The organism is Eisenbergiella porci (assembly GCF_009696275.1).
Classification (GTDB): Bacteria; Bacillota; Clostridia; order Lachnospirales; family Lachnospiraceae; genus Eisenbergiella; species Eisenbergiella porci.
Genome location: NZ_VUMI01000125.1, coordinates 1 through 3008, shown reverse-complemented (window position 1 = coordinate 3008; position 3008 = coordinate 1). Strand labels below are relative to the sequence as shown.

The 3008-nt window shown below is 48.4% G+C and carries 3 protein-coding genes; all 3 read right to left on the bottom strand.

The window, feature by feature from the left end; translation table 11 throughout:
- Nucleotides 1-153 precede the first annotated feature (153 nt).
- The 3 genes from FYJ45_RS29050 to FYJ45_RS30145 all read right to left on the bottom strand — a co-directional run bounded on the left by FYJ45_RS29050 (nucleotide 154) and on the right by FYJ45_RS30145 (nucleotide 2804).
- Entirely contained in the window at nucleotides 154-957 is an 804-nt protein-coding gene (locus FYJ45_RS29050) for an ExeA family protein (RefSeq protein ID WP_154468404.1), read from the bottom strand.
- Entirely contained in the window at nucleotides 957-2201 is a 1245-nt protein-coding gene (locus tag FYJ45_RS29045) for a DDE-type integrase/transposase/recombinase (RefSeq protein ID WP_154468403.1), read from the bottom strand. The genes FYJ45_RS29050 and FYJ45_RS29045 overlap by 1 nt, the downstream gene beginning before the upstream one ends.
- Nucleotides 2202-2264: 63 nt before the next feature.
- Complete coding sequence (locus tag FYJ45_RS30145; RefSeq protein WP_154468402.1) at nucleotides 2265-2804, bottom strand: DUF6431 domain-containing protein; 540 nt, start codon at nucleotides 2802-2804, stop codon at nucleotides 2265-2267.
- Nucleotides 2805-3008: the final 204 nt, after the last annotated feature.

Below are 3008 nucleotides of genomic sequence, written 5' to 3'. Positions count from 1 at the left end.
TGTTGTCCGGCAAATTAAATGATGTTCCATCCGGCAGATTATTTCGTGCCGATTTGGGATCTCTACAGATAGGTTAGTCATTTTAAAAGTAATTGTTTCTGCGAATTGTTTTCCTGACAGAAAAACACCCGCAAATTAATTGCGGGAGTCTTCTCAGCCGAGGGTGCTGTCATTGATAGCCTGCATCACGATGTCGGCTGTGATCCGGTTAGTTGAATGGCTATGTCCGATCACAAGTGAAGCATTGCAGAGTTTGCTGATCATACGGGCTGTCCCGTCGGAAGCGTTCAGGATTGCTTCGATGGCCGCGTCGTCAAAAACAGGATCTGTACAGCCGGCTTTTTTTAGTTTCCATTCAATATAAGCACGGCCTTCTTCTTTTGAGTAGCCGTCAACGTTGTAGTTCATGATGATACGCTGTCGGAGAGGTTCGTGGATGGAGAGCTGCAGGGTATTATTTAACTGCGGCAGTCCGATCAGGAGAATGACGGCACGGTCGCGGGAATCCATCTCAAAGTTGAACAGGATTTTCAGATCATTCAAGACAGCATTCTTGATGTAGTTCGCTTCGTCAATGATAATTACGGGGGTTTTTCTCTTGTCCATGGCAAGCCGGTTGATCTCTTCCTGGATGATGTGAAAGTTTTCGGTTTTCCGGTAGGACGGCTGTGCGCCCAGGGATGCGGCGAGATTCCGGTAGAAATCATTTACCGTAACCGTAGAAAGGCTGGTATAGATCACCTTATACAGGGAAGGGTTCAGTCCGGCAGACCAGGAACGGACCAGAGTTGTCTTTCCCCGGCCCGGAGCACCGGTAAGAAGGCCGAAGCCTTTGGTCCTGGCAAGGTAATCCAGACGAAACTTTGCTTCTGTATACTCGGCTCCTTCGAAAAGGATCTCTTTGGAATTCTTTAAAAAAGGATTGAATTCAAGACCATAGCGGGCAGTGAGTTCCATCAGTCTTCACCTCCTGTCAGACGCACTTTGTCCCGCTTTACAGAGGCATTGTCATGTTTATTGAGCAGACGGATTGGTGTAAGGGAGCCATCTGCTTCCACAATAAAGATGTCCTTCATATCCGGTGTATAACGGAGAGTGATCCGCTGCTTTGCAAAACGGTAATCGACCTCATACTCCACCTGATCGATCACGATGACAGAGTCCGAGGATACCCTGCGCTCGATCTCAAGAAGAAAAGAGGAGTCGATCAGCTCATCGGGCAGACGGCTGATCAGTTCCGGTTCCTGGAAGAAGCGTTCCTGTGGGGATACTCCCTTCAGAGAGGAATGAGGACTTTGATTATAGCTCCTGACATAGGTCAGCAGGCTCCCTCTGAGTTCTTCGAGGGTATGAAAATCTCTCATATCCAGGGAAGCCATCCACTGATCTTTCAGGGTGCGGAACCATCTCTCGATCTTGGCCTTCTGTGTGGGGGTATAAGGCCTGCAGTAGCTGATCACAGATCCGATCCGGGCAGCCAGCAGTTCCATCTGCCTGTTTTTGTAGGCAGCCCCGTTATCAAAGTTGAAAACCTTCGGCCTGCCGTACTTGGAGACGGCGGACTTCATGACGGACATAAGATTCACGAAGGTATCGTTAAAGAAGACATCCGCACCAAGGATAAAGCGGCTGGCATCATCGATCAGGGCAATCACATAGACACGATGCTTCTTTCCGTCTGCGGTTTTCAGATAGGGACCGGCACTGGAATCACCGCACCATACTTCATTGATGTGTGGTCTTTCGTAACGCCGCATGTCCTGATTGTTCGTCAGACGTTCCTGTAAGACGAGCTGATTGATGAAACGGCAGACGGTAGATTCTGAGAGCTGGCCGGAGCGGATGCTGCCGTTGTCCTGGAGCTGTTTATAGATCGCGGCTGCAGACATCCGGGGATAATGATGCTTGAGATAGATGATCTGTTCTTTCAGGTCTTCATCGATTTTCCGGCTTACCCCACAGTCAGAGCGGCCGGTGGGAACCAAAGCGTCAAAACCGGATTTCCGGTAAGAAAGATACCATTTTTCCAATGTTCCCGGAGAATAGTGGCGAAGGGAACCATCCGGTGCCTTGATCCCTTTTGCCGAAACGGTGCGGAAGTAAGCACTCAGGGATTCATAGTCTTCCTGGGTGCCTGTAATGAGTGGAGCAATCGCTGAATAGCGCATCAGAGCGACTGCCTGTTTCTTTTCCTGTTCCATAGTTCAGGCCTCCTTGCTGTTTTTTTTTATTGTAAGAAACAACAAGGGCGTTGTCGGGTAAGGTTATGTGGTATAGAGAAAGAGTTGGTTGGCCCTCTGATGTATCTGCATGAAGTGGGACGAATAATTCGAAAAACAGGAACGGATCAGATCGTTCAGAGGAGAGAGAGGGATCCTGAGAGAACGCAGCTTTTCCCGCCAGTGCTGCCTGTAGTTTCGGAGCACGGATTTGACGTTGTTCTCATCAACCGATGGATTGACCTCACAGACGAGGCTTGAGTTCTTTCCTTCTTCAAAGTCACGGCAGATCTTTTGCTGGTCGGTAAGAGGTATCTGAGAGTAGGGGACCAAAGAAGACAAAAGAAGCGCATGGGTAGTACCGCATTCGGAGCATTTCACACGGCAGACACGAAGGCGAAGAGCCCCGGAGGCCAGCTTTACAGTTCGCCTGTAGTAACCATGGACAGAAAGACAGGCAGAATGAGAGCAGGAACAGGTCAGCTGGTGAAATTGAACATTCGTAATAACAGAATCATAAAAGGATTGAGAAATCTGATTGCAATCCCTGACAAAAATGGTTATCATAGTATTGTGAATAGACACAGGCTCCCTGTGTATGTGAGCAGTAGCAGGCCAGACTTTGTCAGGGTGGGGCCTGCTATTTCTATGTATCAATCATTATGATAACACAAAAGGCACGGCATAAAGCAATCTGATGAAAAATCCATCAGAATAATTTATGCTGTGCCTCTTTTTAATTTGGTGGAGTGTGGCATGGTTTGGTGCCAGATAAAATGCGGGATAACA

Excerpts from the sequence above, each read along its gene's own strand:
- FYJ45_RS29050 (WP_154468404.1), bottom strand. The coding sequence starts at position 957 with ATGGAACTCACTGCCCGCTATGGTCTTGAATTCAATCCTTTTTTAAAG.
- FYJ45_RS29045 (WP_154468403.1), bottom strand. The coding sequence starts at position 2,201 with ATGGAACAGGAAAAGAAACAGGCAGTCGCTCTGATGCGCTATTCAGCG.